The organism is Pseudomonas sp., from assembly GCF_041601375.1.
Lineage (GTDB): Bacteria > Pseudomonadota > Gammaproteobacteria > Pseudomonadales > Pseudomonadaceae > Aquipseudomonas.
On record NZ_JBFIIG010000076.1, the window covers coordinates 1 to 18,077 of the forward strand.

The following is an 18,077-nucleotide window of genomic DNA, read 5'->3' on the forward strand; positions in this document are numbered from 1 at the left end:
ATCGCCGCCGCCGATCACCCGCAAGCGGGCCGGGGCCCGGTAATCGGACTGGTAGGGCCAGGGCACGCTCAGCGCCCGGGGCAAATCCGCTGCCTGGCAGGGCAGCAGATCGCCCGCGCGCAACGGCTCGCCCGTGCCCTGTAAGCCGCCCAGGCCTTCGCGCAGCTGGGTGCTGACGCTGCCCAGCTGCGGCGTCGCGCGAAAACCGCCGGCCACAGCCAGGTAGGCGCGCTGGCCGCTGCGGGCATAACCGAGCTTGAGGCGCTGTCCGGCGCGCAGGGGAAAACGCGACCAGGGCGGCAGGGGCGCACCATCGAGCGTTGCCGCGACCTGCGCGCCGGTCAGCGCCAGCCAGGTGTCCAGTTCGCTCTCCAGCTCGAGATAGCCCAGGGCGACCTCCAGCAGCGGTGTGCCCCAGGGGTTGTCCAGCAGGCGATTGGCCCAGGCGGCGGCGTGCAGGTCCAGCGGCCCGGCCGGCGACACGCCGAGGTGCTGCCAGCCATGCCGACCGCCATCCTGCAGCAGGCTCTGCGGCCCCGGCTTGAGCACCCGCAGCCCGTTCATAACGGCCCGCCTTCGGCACGGAAGGTCTGCTCGTCGACCGCCACGAAACGCACTCGATCGCCCAGCAGCAACGGGCATGGCGGCTCGCGCCGGACATCGAACAGGCGCCAGGGACACAGACCGAGCAGGTGCCAGCCACCGGGCGAGGCCTGCGGATAGACTGCGGTCAGCCGTTCGGCGATGGCCAGGCTGCCGGCCGGCACCCGCGTGCGCGGCGTGCTGCGGCGCGGCAGGGCCAGGCGCTCATGCAACTCGCCCAGGTAGGCGAAGCCCGGGGCGAAACCGATGGCACCGACCCGGTACTCGGTGGCGCTGTGCAGCTCGATCACCTGCTCGACGCTCAGCCGGCACAGCCGCGCCACCTCCGCCAGGTCGGCGCCGGCATACCAGATCGGGATCTGATGCAGGCGTCCGGCCTCGGCCGGCAAGGGCTCGGCCAGCCAACGCGGCAGCAATGGGCTCAGGCGCTCGGCCAGTTGCAGGTGATCGGTGCGGCTCAGGTCGTAGTGCAGCAACAGGCTGCTCCAGCTCGGCACCAGGTCGCGCAGCAGCGGCCCCAGTTCGGCGCGGATACGCTCGGTCAGCAGGGCGATACGCAACGGCAACTGGGCGTCGGGCTGCTCGGCCAGCACCAGCATGAGCGCTTCGGCGCCAGCCGGTTCGAGGCGGATCATGAGGCGTCCAACAGCGCCCGCAAGCGTCGCAGCACGGCCAGCGACTCGGCGTTGTCGCCATGCACGCAGAGGCTGTCGGCACAGAGTTGCAGCGGCTTGCCGTCGATATCGGCGAACGCCTCGCCCTCGGCGATGGCCAGGCCCTGCTCGAGAATCCGCTGCGGATCGCGATGCACCGCATCGGCCAGACGCCGCGGCGCCAGTTGACCGTCGGCCAGGTAGGCGCGGTCGGCGAAGGCCTCGAACATCAGCGGCACGTCGGCGGCATCGGCAAACTCCAGCTCGCGGCGGTTGTCCAGCAGGGCCAGGACCATCAGCGGCAAGCCCTTGCGGTAGCCGGCGCAAGCATCCAGCACCGCCGCGAGCAGGGCATCGTCGCGCACCAGGTCGTTGTACAAGGCGCCGTGCGGCTTGACGTATGCGACCTGGGTGCCGGCGGCGCGGCAGAAGGCGTCCAGCGCGCCGAGCTGATAGAGCACCAGAGCGGTGACCTCCTCCGGCGAGCAGGCCAGATGACGGCGGCCGAAACCGACCAGATCGGGATAGGCGGGATGCGCACCGATGCTCACCCCATACTGTACCGCCAGGGCGACGGTGCGTTGCATGGTCAGCGGGTCGGCGGCGTGAAAACCACAGGCCAGGTTGGCCTGATCGACCAGCGGCATGGCCAGGGCGTCATCGCCCATGCTCCAGGCCCCGAAGCTCTCGCCCATGTCGCAGTTCAGCAGGATTCGTCTGTTCATGAGCACAAGCTTAGAGCCGCATCAGCGCGACGGGAAGCCCGCCGACGCTCAATAGACATCGCGTCGATAACGGCCCTGCTCGACCAACTCGACCATGGCCGCCTCGCCCAGCACTTCATGCAACACCCGGTCGACGCCGCTGGCCATGCCCTCGAGGCTGCCGCAGACGTATATCGCCGCCCCCTCGGCCAGCCAGGCGCGCAGCAGCTCGGCAGCGTCACCCAGGCGATCCTGCACATAGACTTTGTGCGCCTGGTCGCGGGAGAAGGCCAGATCCAGGCGCGCCAGTTCGCCGCTGGCCAGCCAGCCCTGCAGTTCGTCGCGACAGTAAAAGTCATGGGCGGCATTGCGCTCGCCGAACAGCAGCCAGTTGCGTCTGTGACCGGCGGCGATGCGCGCCTTGAGCAGGCTGCGCAAGCCGGCCAGACCGCTGCCATTGCCGATCAGGATCAACGGGCGCTGGTCCTCGGGCGCATGGAAGGCGCTGTTGCGCCGTACCCGCGCCAGCAGTTGGCCATGCAGCGACGCATGCGCGCTCAGCCAGCCGGAGCCGAGGCCGAGCGCGCCATCGCGGCGGCGTTCCTGGCGCACGATCAGTTGCAACAGGCCGTCGCTGGGCAGTGAGGCGATGGAATAGTCGCGCGGTGCCAAGGGCGCCAGGGCCTCGAGCAGGGCCTGGGCGTGCAAACCGAGCAAATGGGCGAAGCCATCCGGCAGTTGCTTGCTCGCCAGCGCCTGAGCCAACGATTGCGGCATGCCGTCTAGCTTGACCAGTTCGTCGCCATCCAGGCCGAAGCGCTGCAACCAGGCCCGCACCACGGCGTCGGCCTGACGCGGCAGCACCTGCAGGATATCGCCGGCCAGCCAACCGGCGGCCGCTTCGCCGCGCAGCCCGATCAGATAGGTCGGCGCGCCATGGCTGCCGGGGTTGAGCAACTCGCGCTGGTGCAGCGTCCACAGGCCGAAGGCCATGCTCGCGCCATTCAGCGGCTGGGTGCCGGTCAGCTCACTGAGCTGGCGCTGCCAGTCGGCCAGCGCCAGTGCATCGCCGGCATCCACTTGCACCGGTTCGAACAGCGTGCGCGCGCCTTGTTGCCCAAGCCAACCGTGCAGGCGCTCGGCGAAACTGCAGAAATGCCGGTACTGACGGTCGCCGAGGGCAAGCATGGCGTAGCGCAGGTTTGGCAGACCCAGGGTCTGGGCGAGCAATTTGCGTTCGAAACCGCGGGCGCTGTCCGGCGCCTCGCCGTCGCCAAAGGTGCTGACCACGAACAGCGCATGCTGCGCCTCGCTCAGGGCCTGGCGATCGAGGCGCGCCAGCGGCTCGACCCGCACACCATGACCGGCCGCCTGCAGTTGCCCGGCGGTTTGCCAGGCCAGCTGCTCGGCGAAGCCGCTCTGGCTGGCGAAACCGATCAGCCAGTCGCGCGCCCCCGCGCCCGCGGGCAACAGCGCCTTGCGGGCGGCCAGGGCCGCACGCTTTTTACGGCGGCGGTCGAGGTAGAGCAACCAACCGGTAATGGCGAACAGCGGCATGCTCAGGCTGGCCAGGAACATCAGGATGCGCCCGGCCAGGCCGAAGTAGCTGCCGACATGCAGGGCATAGTTGCTGGTCAGCAGCTGGTCGCCGAACGCCTGCTCGCGGTAGCGTTTGTGTTGCCTTGCCACGCCGCTTTGCACATCCAGGCTGAGCTGGTTGAAGGCGCGCTCATGGGGCGCGTCATCGCGCAGGTAGAACAGCGTGGCCGGCTGACCGGCCGCAGTCGGCAGGCGCAGGCTGTAGCCGGTCAATTGCGGGCCGGCGGCCTGCTGCAAACCGGCCCAGAGCGTCGCATGGTTGATCAGCGGCAGCGCCTCGACCGCTGGCCGGCTCATCGGCGGCGGGTTGGCCGGCTCGCTGCCGAGCAGGCCGGTCAGGCCTTCGCGGTACCAGTCATAGGACCAATACAGCCCGGTCAGCGCCGCACAGAGATAGAACGCCAGGCACCAGGTGCCGGCCACCGCATGCAGGTCCCAGTTGAACGCGCGGCCGCGCTTGGCCCAGTCCAGGGTCAGCCAGGCGCGCCAGTTCAGGGCCTGGCGCGGCCAACGCAAATAGAGCCCGGAGAGGCAGAAGAAGATCAGCGCCAGGGTGCTGGCAGCGGTGATCTGCTTGCCGTACTCGCCCAGGGCAAGAAAGCGGTGCAGCTCCAGCATCAGCTCGAAGAAATCCTGCCCGCGCGGCTCGCCGAGCAGCTCGCCGCTATAAGGGTCGAAATAGCTCGATTGTCCGCGGCGCTCGCCCGGCGGCGGCGCGAAGATCACCCGTCCGGGCGTATCGGCGGCCGCCTCCACGTTCAAGCGCAGCACCCGCTGCTGGCTGGCCGCCTCGATGCGCGACACCAGCACCTCAGATGCTAGCACGCCGCCGTCACGCGCCTCGACCCGCAGCACCTCGGGATTGAGCGCACGCAGCAGTTCGCCCTGGAACGAATAGGCCGCACCGGTCAGACCCATCAGCGCCAGCACCAGGCCGGCGCTGATGCCGAGCAGCCAATGCAATTGGTAGAGCACTTTCTTCACCATGGAATCAACTCGATTACCGGATGGGCCGCCAGGCGCAACACACTTTAGGAAGGGCTAGCCAGCGGCTAGCCCCATCTGCTTTGCCCCGGCGGCTTGCGCTCGGCCGGGCAAAAAATCGTGACCCGCACCCATGCGGCAGTCGGCAGAAGGCCGTTCAGCGGGACGGCCTTCTGCTAAGTTGCGGCTGAGCGCGGAGAACGGGCCGCCACGCCCCTACTCAGAAGAAGACGTTGGCACTCAGGCCAAAGGCCAGCGGCGAACCCGGCATGATGTTGTTGTTGCCATGCGCCGAGGCGTAATACTCCTCGTTCAGCAGGTTTTCCACGTTCAACTGCAGGCGCAGTTCCGGGCTGACGGTGTAATAGACCGCCGCATCGACGCGAGTGAAGCTCGGCAGGACCACCTTGTTGTCTGCCGCGGCGAAGACGTCGCTCTGATAGATCATGCCCAGGCCCACGCCCCACTGCGGGTCGAAGTCGTAGCGGTTCCACAACGAGAAGGAATCGCGCGGCACCTGGGCGATTTCATTGCCCTCGAAGCCCGGGGTCTGCATTTCGCTGTTCTGGTAGGCATAGCCGCCGGTGACTTGCCAGGCATCGGTGAGATGGCCGGTGAGGCTCAGCTCGACGCCCCGCACCCGCTGGCCGTCCACCAGGATCGAACGACTCGGATTGCTCGGGTCGGCGGTCGCCACGTTGGTGCGCTCCAGGTGGTACAGGGCCGCAGTCGCCGCCAGCCGCTCATTGATGTCCCACTTCACGCCGATTTCGCGGTTGGTGAACTCCTCCGGGTCCAGCGAACGGTTGCTGGCGCTGAGCGAGGCGAGTTGCTCGCCAACGCGCGGCACGTAGGCGATGGAATAGCTGGTGTACAAGGACAGGTTGTCCAGCGGCTTGTAGATCAGGCCGGCACGCGGCGAGTACAGGTCATCCGAGCTGGACAGCTTGGCGTGACCGCCCCCCTTGTAGTCGTCCACATCCACCTTGAAGTTGTCGTAGCGCACCCCGAGCAGAAGCTCCCACTGCTTGGTCAGCTCGATCTGGTCCTGCAGGTAGAGTGCGGCGGTCCTGGCGACGCTCTCGTTGTCGGCGTCGCTGGCGCCGTGGCGGAACACCACTGGCCCCTGGTAGAGGCTGTTCTGCGGCGTCACAAAGGTATTTTTCTGCGTGCCGGCCGCGTTGAAGAAACCGGTCTCGCGGAAGTTTTCCGTAATCTGACGGCTCAGCTCGGCGCCGACCAGCAGGGTGTGGTCGAAGCCCAGGGCATGGCCGGACAGGGTCAGGTCGGTCTGGTTGATCAGGTTGGTGCGGTCGGTGGCGTTGTTGTAGGCGCCGAGCTGGACCTGATTGGTGGCGGCGTTGTAGGCCGCGGATGGATAGACGTTCTGATAGAACTTCGCGTAATCGGCATAGCGGGTCTGGTTGGTCAGCAGTACGCCATTGGCGAATTCATGGGTGATGCGGCCGTTCAGCGCATCCACCTCGGCCGTGGAGAAGCTGTCGTCGGGGCTGCCGAAGTGCCTGGATTCGTTGACCTTCAGCGGCTCGCCGCGGCTGCTTCCGGCCTTGGTGAAGGACGGCAGGCCGCGGTCGACGCGGCGGTCGTCCTCGAAGTGCTCGTAGCCGACCTCGATCAGGGTGGCATCGTTCAGCGCGAAGCTCGCGGTCGGGTTGACCGCCCAGCGCTCCACCTCGCCATGGTCGCGGAAGCTGTTGGAGTCTTCATAGAGCGCGGTAAGGCGCAGCGCCAGGCGATCGTTGAGCGCCTGGTTGAAATCGCCGGTCATCCGCCGATTCTCCCAGGAACCGTAGGTTAGCCCAACTTCGCGACCATCCGTCCAATTGGCCTGCTTGGTTACCCGGTTGATCAGGCCGCCGCTGCCGCCGCGACCGAAGATCATGCCATTGGGCCCCTTCAGTACCTCCACACGCTCCACGTTGTACAGGTCGCGCAGGTACTGCACGTCATCGCGCATGCCGTCGACGAAGAAGTCCGCGGTGGTGGCATTGCCGCGCAGGATAGGCGCATCGCGGTGGCCCTCGCCCTGGGCCATCTGCACGCCCGGCACATAACGCACCACGTCTGCCATGCCTTTCATGGATTGATCGCGGATCTGCTCGTCGGTCACCACGCTGATGACCTGCGGCACGTTGCGCAGCGGCGTGTCCGTCTTGGTGGCGGTGCGAGTTCGCTCGACGCCATAGGCGTTGCGTTTCTGCACCACCTGCATCGGCGCCAGCGTGACGCTGTCCGTTTCTGCCGCCATGACCGGCTGTGCCGAGACGAGAACCAGACTGGCGGATGCGACCGCACAAGCCAACAGTCGACGCTGCGGCAGACTGCCCATACCCTTGCCACACTTGCGCATGCGAATCACTCCAAAATAGAAAGAGACGCGATTCTATTCGTTAATAATTATCAATCAAGAGCTATTCAATGGATCACGAAACTTTTTGAGTTGCCCGCCAGCAGTTGTCATCCGCCCCAGGCCCTAGAACACAAAAAACCCGCCAGAAGGCGGGTTTTCGGGTAGCGCGAACGCTTACAGGTAGTAGGCCTTCAACGGCGGGAAGCCGTTGAATTCCACCGCGCTGTAGCTGGTGGTGTAGGCGCCGGTGGACAGCCAGTACAGGCGATCGCCACTCGCCAGGTTGAGCGGCAGGCCGTACTTGTAGTTCTCGTACATGATGTCGGCGCTGTCGCAGGTCGGACCGGCGATCACCACTTCTTCCATCTCGCCCTTCTTCTCGGTGTAGATGGGGAACTTGATCGCCTCGCCCATGGTTTCAATCAGGCCGCTGAACAAGCCGACGTCGGTATACACCCAGCGCTCCACGGCAGTACGCGACTTGCGCGCGACCAGCACCACTTCACTGACCAGGATGCCGGCGTTGGAAATCAACGAGCGGCCCGGTTCGAGGATGATTTCCGGCAGGTCGTCGCCGAAATCGTCTTTGAGGAAGCGGATGATTTCCTCGGCGTAGGTTTCCAGGCTGTTGGTGCGGGTGATGTAGTTGGCCGGGAAGCCGCCACCCATGTTGATCATCTTCAACTCGATGCCGTCTTCTTCCTTGAGTCGCTCGAAGATCACCTTGACCTTGGCAATGGCCGCGTCCCAGACGGAAATATCGCGCTGCTGCGAGCCGACATGGAAGGATACGCCGTAGGGCACCAGGCCCAGTTGGCGGGCGAGGATCAGCAGGTCCATGGCCATGTCGGTCTGGCAGCCGAATTTGCGCGACAGCGGCCAATCGGCAGTAGTCGAGCCTTCGGTGAGGATGCGCACATAGACTTTCGAGCCCGGCGCGGCCTTGGCGATGTTGCGCAGGTCGGCTTCCGAGTCGGTGGCGAACATGCGCACGCCTTTCTCGTAGAACAGGCGGATGTCCTTGGCTTTCTTGATGGTGTTGCCGTAGCTGATGCGCTCCGGGCCGACACCACAGCTCATGACCCGATCCAGCTCGTAGATCGAGGCGATATCGAAGCTTGAGCCCTTGTCCTTGAGCAGGTTGATGATCTCGACCGCCGGGTTGGCCTTCACCGCGTAGTAGACCTTGGCGAATTCGAAACCGGCGCGCAGGTCGTCGTAGGCCTGATCAATGATTTTGGTATCGATCACCACGAACGGGGTTTCGTGTTGATCGGCGAAGGCCTTCATTTTCTGGAAGGTTTCTCGGGGGTAATAATCTTCGACCTGAATCGGCATGCGCGGGACTCCAAATGGCAAAACACACAAAGGTAATTAGGGGGGCCTTGCCAACTAATAGCAAGGCCGCGAACGCCTGATCAGTTTCCCCACTTTGGTTCGCCTACTTCCCAAGGCATGTCGCCGAGTATCGAAATCGATCTCTCGTCGTCAGTACTTGAGCCGGATGGATCGTTGCCAGCATGGACGTTCGGGCGCGAACTTTAGGACCATGGACAGCTTAGATCAATCAAAAATTATCGTATCGCCATTCGGTTTTTTCGGCCTACTCATGGGTCGTTGCGGATTCAAAACAAGGCGTCACGAAATGCTGCACAAAGCCCGGCAAATTGTACTTTTCCCACGCTGACTACAGGTCGCCGCGCGCGGGGCCGTTTACCGTTATAATCGCTCCCTTTTTTGACAGACCGACTATCAGTCGACGGGTTCCCCCAACAATGAGTAAGCAGTCCGCCGAAGTCGCCAAGAGGCGCACATTCGCCATCATTTCCCACCCGGACGCCGGTAAAACCACCATTACCGAGAAACTCCTGCTGATGGGCAAGGCGATTGCCATCGCCGGCACGGTGAAGTCGCGCAAGTCCGACCGCCATGCCACCAGCGACTGGATGGAGATGGAGAAGCAACGCGGCATCTCCATCACCACCTCGGTGATGCAGTTCCCCTACCGCGAGCACATGATCAACCTGCTCGACACCCCCGGCCACGAGGACTTCTCGGAAGACACCTACCGCACCCTGACCGCGGTGGACAGTGCGCTGATGGTGCTCGACGGCGGCAAGGGCGTCGAGCCGCGCACCATCGCCCTGATGGACGTGTGCCGGCTGCGCGACACGCCCATCGTCAGTTTCGTCAACAAACTCGACCGCGACATCCGCGACCCCATCGAATTGCTCGACGAAATCGAGGCGGTGCTGAAGATCAAGGCCGCACCGATCACCTGGCCGATCGGCTGCTACCGCGACTTCAAGGGCGTCTACCACCTGGAAGGCGACTACATCATCGTCTACACGGCCGGCCACGGCCACGAGCGCACCGATGTGAAAATCATCGAAAAGCTCGACTCCGACGAAGCCCGTGCCCACCTGGGCGACGAATACGAACGCTTTATCGAGCAGTTGGAACTGGTCCAGGGCGCTTGCCACACCTTCGATCAGGACGAATTCATGAACGGCCAGTTGACCCCGGTGTTCTTCGGCACCGCCCTGGGCAACTTCGGCGTCGACCATGTACTCGACGCCGTGGTCGACTGGGCACCCCGGCCGCTGGCGCGGGTCGCCAACGAACGCACCGTCGAACCGGTCGAGGAGAAATTCAGCGGCTTCGTGTTCAAGATCCAGGCGAACATGGATCCCAAGCACCGCGACCGCATCGCCTTTATGCGCATCTGCTCGGGCAAGTACGAGAAGGGCATGAAGATGCGCCACGTGCGCACCGGCAAGGACGTGCGCATCGGCGATGCCCTGACCTTCTTCTCCAGCGAGCGCGAAATGCTCGAAGAGGCTTATGCCGGCGACATCATCGGCCTGCACAACCACGGCACCATCCAGATCGGCGACACCTTCAGCGAAGGCGAGGCCCTGAGCTTCACCGGCATCCCGCACTTCGCCCCGGAACTGTTCCGCCGCGTGCGCCTGAAAGACCCGCTGAAATCCAAGCAGCTGCGTCAGGGCCTGCAACAGCTGGCCGAGGAAGGCGCGACCCAGGTGTTCTTCCCCGAGCGCAGCAACGACATCATCCTCGGCGCGGTCGGCGTGCTGCAGTTCGACGTGGTCGCCAGCCGTCTGAAGGAGGAATACAAGGTCGAGTGCGGCTACGAGCCGATCACCGTGTGGTCGGCGCGCTGGATCGACTGCGCGGACAAGAAGAAACTCGAGGACTTCGCCAACAAGGCGGTGGAAAACCTCGCCGTCGACGGCGGCGGCCACCTCACCTACCTGGCCCCGACCCGGGTCAACCTGGCGCTGATGGAAGAGCGCTGGCCGGACGTGAAATTCAGGGCGACCCGCGAGCATCATTGATTGGCGATCGGCAGTGAAAGCCAACCCTCACCCCAGCCCTCTCCCTAAAAGGGAGAGGCGGCCGTTCGGTGGCGGCTAAAAGGTCATGGTCCGCAATTCGGAACCGGGGCGCTTACCGGAACCAACAGACAGACTGCAATTATCAGCTTCACACAATCGGCTCCCTCTACCCTCCGGGGAGACGACTGCATGGATGCAGGAGGTAGGGCGACGCAGGACGCTAAAGCCGAGGGCTGGGGTGAGGGGCAGCAATTTCAGTCTGTCGTAAAATCTCCGCCAGTACCTCAGACATCAGCGCCAAAACCTCCCGGTTACTGAAGCGAATCACCCGAATCCCCGGCCACCCAGATAGCGGCTGCGCTCGGCATCCCGGCGCAAAGCCTTATCGCTTAAGTGCTGCCCACCATCCAGCTCGACCGCCAGCCCCAGCTCTGCACAGTAGAAATCCAGCACATAAGGCGGCAACGGATACTGCCGACGGAACTTGAAACCGCCGAGCTGGCGATTGCGCAAATGTTGCCAGAGCAACCGTTCGCAGTCGGTCAGCTCATGACGCAGTTGCTTGGCAAACTCGCGCTGCTCGGCTGTAGGCCGTTGAATGCCCTTGGGCATGCTTCACCTCCGTGTGAAATTCGCCCCTCACCCTAGCCCTCTCCCCGGGGGGGAGAGGGGACTAATTTGTACGCGCCCAGAAGATCTTAGCCCGCTGCACATAATCCAGCGGTTAAAAGCGCGTAGGGTGTACTCGCGAAGCAGTACACCGTGCCTTTTCGTCAAGCCAACAGCGGATGGTCGCTACGCCTTCTCCCCCGCCACCACCAGCTCCACCACCTCGCCTCTTTTGATCAGCGCATAGACCACCCCGGTCAGCAGGCTGCCGGCGACTATCGCCAGCAGGTAGAGCAGCGCGTGATTGATCGCATTGGGAATCAGCAGGACGAACAGGCCGCCGTGGGGCGCCATCAGTTTGCAGCCGAAGTACATCGACAGCGCACCGGTCAATGCGCCGCCGGCGATGCTGGCCGGGATCACCCGGAACGGGTCCTTGGCGGCGAAGGGGATCGCCCCCTCGGAGATGAAGCACAGCCCCAGCACCCCGGCCGCCTTGCCGGCTTCGCGTTCGCTCTGGGCGAACTTGTGTCGGGCGATAACGGTGGCGATGGCCATGCCGATCGGCGGCACCATGCCGGCGGCCATCACCGCGGCCATCGGTGCGTAGCTCTGCGACGCCAGCAGGCCGACGGAGAAGGCATAGGCGGCCTTGTTGATCGGCCCTCCGAGGTCGACGCACATCATGCCGCCGAGCAGCAGGCCGAGCAGGATCGCATTGGTGCTGCCCATGCTGTCGAGAAAGCTGGTCAAGCCGACCAGCATGCCGGCCACCGGTTTGCCGACCACGTAGATCATCACCATGCCGGTGAACAGGCTGGCCAGCAGCGGGATGATCAGGATAGGTTTCAACGCCTCGACGCTGGCCGGCAACTGCACCCAGCGGGCGATGGCCTTGGCCGCATAACCGGCAAGGAAGCCGGCGATGATGCCGCCGATAAAGCCCGCACCCAGGGAGCTGGCGAGCAGGCCGCCGATCATCCCCGGTGCCAGGCCGGGACGGTCGGCGATCGAATAGGCGATATAGCCGGCCAGCACCGGCACCATCAATTTGAACGCGGCCTCGCCGCCGATCTGCATCAGCGCGGCGGCCAGGCTGCCCTCCTCCTTGAACGCCTCGATGCCGAAGACGAACGACAGGGCGATCATCAGCCCGCCGGCCACCACCATCGGCAGCATATAGGACACGCCTGTGAGCAGATGCTTGTAGGGCCCGCCCTGCGCGGCGGGGCCGGACTGGCTGGTCTCGCCCTGGCCGCCGCCGGCCAGGGGCTGCGCCTCGGCCAGGGCGCGTTCGAGGGTCTGCCGGGGCTGCTTGAGGGCCACCCCGGTACCGCAGCGAAAGACCTTCTTGCCGGCGAAGCGGGCGGTTTCCACCTCGATATCGGCGGCCAGCAGCACCACGTCGGCGGCGGCGATGGCGGCGTCATCCAGCACGTTACGCGCGCCCACCGAACCGCGGGTTTCCACCTGCAGCTCGTAGCCGAGCTGCTCGGCCGCCTGCTGCAGGGCCTCCGCGGCCATGAAGGTGTGCGCCACCCCGGTCGGGCAGGCGGTCACCGCGACCAGGCGTGGCCGGGCAGTCGCCGCGGCGAGCACGGGCGCATCCTGCTGCAGGACCTCGGCGTGCTCGGCGGCGGCGAGCAGGAACTGCTGCGGATCGGCCAGCGCTTCGGCCGGGGTGGATTGCACCAGGCGTTTGCCGACGAAGCGGTGCAGCGACAGGTCGCCGGTCTTGACCACCACCACCAGCTCGGCGGCGGCGATGTCGGCATCGCTCAACGGCGAACCTATCGCCTTGGGGTCATGCACCTCGACCCGACTCTTCCAACCCAGACGCTGGGCGGCGGCTTCCAGTAAACGCGAGCAGAGCACGCTGGTGACCATGCCATTGGGGCAGGCGGTGACGATCAGCAGATTCATGAAAATGACCTCATTATTGTTTTAATCCAGGGGCGCGACAGCCACGCCCGCTTCCAGGCGCGCCAGTTGTTCCCTGTCGTGAATACCGAAACCGAGCTGACTGACCGCCTGCGCGGCGATCGCGGTGGCCAGACGCAAGGTGCGTTCGGCCGGCCAGCCAGTCAGCAGGCCATGCAAGGTGGCGGCGAGCAACGAGTCGCCGGCGCCCACCGTACTGACCACCTCGACCCGCGGCGGCCGCGCCTGCAGCGCAATGTCCGGGCCGAACCAGCAGACGCCCTCGGCGCCGCGCGACAGCAGCACATGCTCGATGCCCGAGATGCGCAGACGCAGCGCCGCGGCCTGCAGATCGGCCGCGGTGGACGACCACAAACCGCAGGCGTCAGCCAGTTCCTCCTCGTTGGGTTTGATCAGCCAGGGCGCCACCGCCAGCCCGGCGCGCAACGCGGCGCCACTGCTGTCCAGCGCCAGCGGCAGGCCGAATGCCTGCAGCCGGCGCAGCAGGCCGGCGAACCACTCGGGGCTGACGCCCTGCGGCAGGCTGCCGGCGACCACGATGGCATCGTGGCCGGCCACGATCTGCTCCAGCTCCTCGAGCAACTCGGCCTGATGCGCCGCCCCGACCTGCGGCCCCGGACCATTGAGGTCGGTGATCCGCCCGCTACGCTCGGCCAATTTGATGTTGCTGCGGGTTTCCCCGGGCACGCGGACAAAGGCGTCGACGAAACCGCGCCGGGCGAACAGGGCCTCGAAAGGCGCGGCGTTGGCCTGCCCGAGAAAACCACTGACCGTGACCTTGTGACCCAGGTCGGCCAGCACCTGGGCCACGTTCAGGCCTTTGCCGGCGGCGTGGCTGTGCAACCCCAGGCTGCGATTGACCGTGCCGGGCTGCAAGGCCTCGAGCGACACGGTCAGGTCCAGCGCCGGGTTCAGGGTCAGGGTCAGAATACGTGCCATCAGCCGATCTCCTCCACCAGGGCGCGCACTGCCGCGGCGCTGTCCAGACCAAGTGCCTGCCGGGCCAGCAGCTGGCTCTGGCTGAAATCCAGCTCACGCACCCGCGCCTTGACCAGCGCGATGCTGCGCGCCGAGACGCTCAACTCGTCCACCCCCAGGCCGACCAGCAGGGGCACGGCGAGCATGTCGCAGGCCAGTTCGCCGCACACCCCGACCCACTTGCCATGGGCGTGGGCGGCCTCGACGGTCATGCCGATCAGGCGCAGCACCGACGGATGCAGGCCATCGGCCTGGGCCGACAGGGTCGGGTGGTCGCGGTCGATGGCCAGGGTGTACTGGGTCAGGTCGTTGGTGCCGATGCTGAAGAAGTCCACCTCGCGCGCCAGCACCGGTGCCAGCAGCGCCGCCGAGGGCACCTCGACCATGATCCCCAGCTGCAGGTCGGCCAGCGGAATCTCTTCGCGCAAGCGCAGCGCCATGTCGCGCGCGGTGCGCCACTCCTCGACGCAGCAGACCATCGGGAACATGATCCGCAGCGGCCGGCCCTCGGCCGCGGCGAGCAAGGCGCGCAACTGGGTTTCCAGGATCTCCGGGCGCTGCAGGCTGAGGCGGATACCGCGCACGCCGAGGAAGGGGTTCACCTCCGCCGGCATCGGCCAGTAAGGCAGCGGCTTGTCGCCACCGACATCCAGGGTGCGTACCACCAGCGGGCGCCCGTCGAGGGCATCGAGCACGCGGCGGTACTCGACCTCCTGGGTGGCCTGGTCCGGCGCCTGGGCATGATCCATGAACACCAGCTCGGTGCGCAGCAGACCGATCGCCTCGCCACCCAACTCGACCGCCGCGGCGGCTTGAGCGCTGGCGCCGATATTGGCCGCCACTTCCAGACGATGACCGTCGCGGGTCTCCGCCGGCTGCATGCGTTCGGCATGGGCGCGCTCGCGGCGGGCATTGCTGGCCTCGCGCTGGCGCAAGGCCAGCTCAAGGGTCTGCTGATCGGGCGCCACGCGGAGCAGGCCGTGATCGCCATCGAGCAACAGCACAGTGCCCTGGGCCAACGCCAGCACCGCCTCGCCGGCCCCCACCACCGCAGGGATGCCCAACGCGCGGGCGATGATCGCACTGTGCGCGGTGGCGCCACCGCGAGCGGTGAGGATGCCGGCAACGCGCTGGCGATCAAGGCTGGCGACATCCGAAGGCGCCACTTCGTCCATCACCAGAATGTAGGGCTCCTCCGGCTCGCGCAGCGCCTCGACGCCACACAGCTGGGCCAGCACGCGACGGCCGATGTCGCGCAGATCGGCGGCGCGCTCGGCCAGCAGCGCATCATGCAGGGCCTCCTGCTGGGCGGCGGCCGTCTCGATCTCGCCAGCCCAGGCCGCCTCGGCGCTGAACCCTTCGCCCAGGCGCGCGGCTACGTCCTCGCCCAGGGCCGGGTCGCGCAGCATCGCCTGGTGGGTGATGAAGATCTCACGAATATTGACTTCGGCCGTGGCCTCTACCAGGCGCTGGATGTCGGCGCCGACCTGCTCCAGCGCCGCGCTCAAGCGCTGTTGCTCAAGGACCGCGCCCTGACCTTGCTGCGGGTAATCGAGCACCGGTGGCACCCGCACCAGCGCCGGGCCGATGGCGATTCCCGGCGCCGCGGCCACCGCCTGCAGACGCGCGCCTGCAACCGGCGCCTGCAGCTTGAGCAGCGGCGCAACGCTGGCCGCCACCCCAGTCTCGGCCAGCGGCAAGGGCTCGATGCTTTCCCCCAGACCTGCCAGCACGGCGGCTTCCAAGGCCGGCAGAACTTCGCCGGCGATCGCCGGTTCGGCGCTGAACTCCAGCGCCTGACCACGCCGCGCGCCCAGCGCCAGCAGCTTGCTCAGGCTCTTGACCGATACCCCTGCGCCCGCCTCGCCGGCCAGGCGCACGCGCACCTCGCCGGCGAAAGCCAGGGCAATCTCGCTCAGGACCTTGGCCGGGCGGGCATGCAGGCCATGGGTATTGGCCAGGACCACAGAACACATCGGCCAGTCGGCGGGCACTTCACCGCCCAGGGCCTCGAGCACGCTGCGGCTGCTGGTGGCCTGGCTGAAGGCCGCGGCGCGGCCCTCGATCAGCAGATCGCACAGGCGCTCGAGCAATTGCCGATGGGCCTCGCCGAGACTGGCCAGGCAGAACAGGCCGGTCAATGGCTGGCCCCGGTAGTCGAGCGGCTGCGCCGGGGTGACGAACGCCAGGCCGGGGCTGAGCACGGCCTGATCACTGTGCAACCACCACAGGCCGTTGCCCAGCGGCAACGGCTGGCCCTGGGCCAGGCTGTTGGCGAAGCCGGACTCGGCGCAACCGGCCTTCTTCAGCAGCCGCGCGCCCTGCCAGAGCAGCTCATCGAAATCCTCGACCGCCACGCCCAGGCCGATCAGCTGACTGTCCAGCGCCAGTTCCTGCGGCGCGCCCTGCAGCAGCGAGACTATCGCCTCGGGCTCCTGCGCCGCGCGCAACGCCGGACCGAGATCGCCTTCACCGAGGGCACGGGTGAGCAATTGCAGCAGGCGCAGGTGCTCATCCGAGCGGGCGGCGATGGCAATCGCCAGGTAGACCATCTGCCCATTGCCCCAGTCCACCCCCTCGGGGAACTGGATCAGACGAACCCCGGTGCTATGCACCTGATCGCGGGTTTCCGGCGTGCCATGGGGAATCGCGATGCCCTGGCCCAGGTAGGTCGAACCCTGCGCTTCGCGCGCCTGCATCCCGGCCAGGTAGCCGGGCGCAACCAAATCATCGCGCACCAGACGATCGGCAAGCAGCGCCAGCGCCGCCGGTTTATCCGAGGCGCTATGGCCCATCTGGATCTGCGTGACATTCAACTCGAGCATTGAAGATATCCTCTGGCAACTGATGGCGCCCTAGCAGCCTGTCGGACTTGGGACTGTCCTACTGCGAAAGCCTGGATATTGGCTGCTTCTCCCAGTCAAACTCGTTAAATAGAGCGGCTATTCGCCTCGTTTGACTGGAAAAATCCGCTCAATCCCAGACTTTCTCGCTACGGACGCCAAAGTCCGACAGGCTGCTAGCGTGAAGTCCAGGCTATTCGTAAAGAATAGCCACTTGAACTATATGCTGAATCGTTTCACCTAACGACTGGCACGTTACCTGATAATCGGCGATCCTTGAAGCCCTGCCGTCTCCCATCCAGGAATCCACCCGTGAAGCTCAGCGACATCGCCCGTCTGGCCCAGGTTTCCGTCACCACCGCCAGCTACGTGATCAACGGCCAGGCCGATAAACGGCGGATCAGCGCCGCCACAGTGGCGCGGGTACTGGAAGTGGTCGAACGCCATGGCTACCGTCCCGACCAGCAAGCGGCCGGCCTGCGCCGCGGGCAGAGCCGCTGCCTGGGTTTCATCCTGCCGGACCTGGAGAACCCCAGTTACGCGCGCCTGGCCAAGCTGCTCGAACAGCGCGCCCGCGCCGCCGGCTACCAGTTGCTGATCGCCAGCTCCGATGACGACCCGGACAGTGAACGCCAGGTGCTCGAACTGTTCCGCTCGCGCCGCTGCGACGCACTGATCGTCGCCAGTTGCCTGCCCCAGGACGATCCGGCCTATCTGCGACTGCTGGCGGCCGGCGTGCCGGTGATCGCCGTCGACCGCGCCCTCGATCCGGCGCGCATCTGTTCGGTGGTCAGCGACGACCAGCAGGCCGGTGCCCTGCTCACGTCCAGCCTGCTCAGCCCGCCGCCGCGGCATATCGCCCTGATCGGCGCGCGCCCGGAACTGCCGATCAGCCAGGCCCGCGAACGCGGCTTTCGCCAGGCCCTGAGCGACTTCGGCGGCAACATCAGCGTCAGCCATGCCGAACAATTCAACCGCGCCAGCGGCTACCGGCAGATGCGCGCCCTGCTGGACAACCCCGCCGACCTGCCGGATGCACTGATCACCACCGCCTATGTCCTGCTCGAAGGGGTGTTCGATGCCTTGCAGGAACAACCGGGCATCGACGGTCTGCGCCTGGCCACCTTCGGCGACACCCAGTTGCTGGATTTCCTGCCGCTGCGGGTCAATGCGATCTCCCAGCAACACGCACAGATCGCCGAACGCGTCCTCGACCTGGCCCTGCGCGCCATCGAGCAGGACGACTACCAACCCGGCATCGAAGCCATCCCGCGCACCCTCAAGATCCGCCACGCGCTGTAGGAATTCGCGCTCCGACGCCGCGCTGACGCACAGCAAACTGGCGGTAATCGCGCTTGCTGGTCCGCTGGCACCTGTAGGAGCGGCCGGGCGGCGTTCCGCTTTAGCCGCGAATTCTTCGTGGCACAGCAAAG

At 66.0% G+C, this 18,077-nt stretch carries 12 protein-coding genes; 2 read left to right on the forward strand and 10 right to left on the reverse strand.

Annotated elements, in window-relative coordinates; all coding sequences use genetic code 11:
- The 6 genes from ABZE94_RS11810 to ABZE94_RS11835 form a co-directional block, all read right to left on the reverse strand.
- A partial coding sequence (locus tag ABZE94_RS11810) for a biotin-dependent carboxyltransferase family protein (RefSeq protein ID WP_372875711.1) occupies positions 1 to 564 on the reverse strand: 564 nt, incomplete at its 3' end.
- Positions 561 to 1,238 (reverse strand): 5-oxoprolinase subunit PxpB, encoded by a 678-nt coding sequence (gene pxpB / locus ABZE94_RS11815; RefSeq protein WP_372875712.1) that lies wholly within the window; start codon positions 1,236 to 1,238, stop codon positions 561 to 563. The genes pxpB and ABZE94_RS11810, both read right to left, overlap by 4 nt.
- Positions 1,235 to 1,981, reverse strand: coding sequence for a 5-oxoprolinase subunit PxpA (locus ABZE94_RS11820; protein ID WP_372875713.1), 747 nt, complete (start codon positions 1,979 to 1,981; stop codon positions 1,235 to 1,237). Before ABZE94_RS11820 ends, pxpB begins: the two co-directional genes overlap by 4 nt.
- Before the next feature lie 48 nt (positions 1,982 to 2,029).
- On the reverse strand, positions 2,030 to 4,546 hold the full coding sequence (locus tag ABZE94_RS11825; RefSeq protein WP_372875714.1) for a PepSY domain-containing protein: 2,517 nt from the start codon (positions 4,544 to 4,546) through the stop codon (positions 2,030 to 2,032).
- A 217-nt stretch (positions 4,547 to 4,763) separates the two neighbouring features.
- Positions 4,764 to 6,914, reverse strand: coding sequence for a TonB-dependent receptor (locus tag ABZE94_RS11830; protein WP_372875715.1), 2,151 nt, complete (start codon positions 6,912 to 6,914; stop codon positions 4,764 to 4,766).
- A 174-nt stretch (positions 6,915 to 7,088) separates the two neighbouring features.
- Positions 7,089 to 8,252 carry a type III PLP-dependent enzyme gene (locus tag ABZE94_RS11835; RefSeq protein ID WP_372875716.1) on the reverse strand — a complete coding sequence of 388 codons (1,164 nt, stop codon included), beginning with the start codon at positions 8,250 to 8,252 and terminating at the stop codon, positions 7,089 to 7,091.
- Positions 8,253 to 8,689: 437 nt separating this feature from the next.
- On the opposite strand from ABZE94_RS11835, the gene ABZE94_RS11840 reads away from it, so the two are divergent.
- Positions 8,690 to 10,273 carry a peptide chain release factor 3 gene (locus ABZE94_RS11840; RefSeq protein WP_372875717.1) on the forward strand — a complete coding sequence of 528 codons (1,584 nt, stop codon included), beginning with the start codon at positions 8,690 to 8,692 and terminating at the stop codon, positions 10,271 to 10,273.
- 324 nt (positions 10,274 to 10,597) lie between these two features.
- On the opposite strand, the gene ABZE94_RS11845 is transcribed toward ABZE94_RS11840, so the two are convergent.
- The 4 genes from ABZE94_RS11845 to ptsP all read right to left on the reverse strand — a co-directional run bounded on the left by ABZE94_RS11845 (position 10,598) and on the right by ptsP (position 16,626).
- Complete coding sequence (locus ABZE94_RS11845; RefSeq protein WP_372875718.1) at positions 10,598 to 10,885, reverse strand: endonuclease domain-containing protein; 288 nt, start codon at positions 10,883 to 10,885, stop codon at positions 10,598 to 10,600.
- Positions 10,886 to 11,068: 183 nt separating this feature from the next.
- Positions 11,069 to 12,805 carry a fructose-specific PTS transporter subunit EIIC gene (locus tag ABZE94_RS11850; protein WP_372875719.1) on the reverse strand — a complete coding sequence of 579 codons (1,737 nt, stop codon included), beginning with the start codon at positions 12,803 to 12,805 and terminating at the stop codon, positions 11,069 to 11,071.
- Positions 12,806 to 12,826: 21 nt separating this feature from the next.
- On the reverse strand, positions 12,827 to 13,762 hold the full coding sequence (gene pfkB, locus ABZE94_RS11855; RefSeq protein WP_372875720.1) for a 1-phosphofructokinase: 936 nt from the start codon (positions 13,760 to 13,762) through the stop codon (positions 12,827 to 12,829).
- Positions 13,762 to 16,626 (reverse strand): phosphoenolpyruvate--protein phosphotransferase, encoded by a 2,865-nt coding sequence (ptsP, locus tag ABZE94_RS11860; RefSeq protein ID WP_372875721.1) that lies wholly within the window; start codon positions 16,624 to 16,626, stop codon positions 13,762 to 13,764. Before ptsP ends, pfkB begins: the two co-directional genes overlap by 1 nt.
- A gap of 330 nt (positions 16,627 to 16,956) precedes the next feature.
- Between ptsP and cra the strand changes: the two genes are divergently transcribed.
- Complete coding sequence (cra, locus tag ABZE94_RS11865; protein ID WP_372875722.1) at positions 16,957 to 17,946, forward strand: catabolite repressor/activator; 990 nt, start codon at positions 16,957 to 16,959, stop codon at positions 17,944 to 17,946.
- Positions 17,947 to 18,077 lie beyond the last annotated feature (131 nt).